General features: G+C 43.6%; 1 protein-coding gene. It reads right to left on the bottom strand.

The window, feature by feature from the left end; genetic code table 11:
- Window positions 1-525: phage major capsid protein (locus AC3DEV_RS16725; RefSeq protein ID WP_488372821.1), on the bottom strand; the 525-nt coding region annotated here is incomplete at both ends.

Here is a 525-nt window from a genome sequence, read left to right as displayed (position 1 = left end):
AGCAGTGGTAAGAGTTTTACCCGTCTGAGCGTTGAAGCCAGCCAGCAGGTTAACAGCTTTAACGCCTGTTTTGGTGAAGTCCAGAACTTTAGCGCCAGCCGCACCAGTACCGATAGACGCCGCCAGAGTTTCGGCAATCATGTTATTAATTGCGCGCATAATCAGGGCATCTAGTTTAACGGTCATGCTATTTTCAATGCTGGTAGTAATCATTGAAATAAATCCGTTAAGCTGTTCCGCGCTTGAGAAGGATTCTTTAACCTGAATTTCCGTAAAGCTCATAGGAATTTCAAAGGTAACTTTTGAGTTAAAGAATTTTGCTTCTACTTTCGGTTGATGGAAAACATCTTGCTTATATTCCTGCCCGTCCTGTAAATTCCAACTTTCGTTTTCCTGTGCTTCTGGCATTGCGGTAGAAATCTTTTCCAGAATGGAGCCAAATTCCCACGCATCCATGATAACGGACGGAACGCCGCCAGCATAAGCACGATTAACAAAAATTACCTTGCCGATATGGTTAACCAG

The sequence above is a fragment of the Dietzia sp. IBK-p2-15D genome, from assembly GCF_057773105.1.
Note: the sequence above shows the minus strand (reverse complement) of the source record. Positions and strands in the feature narration are given on the sequence as shown.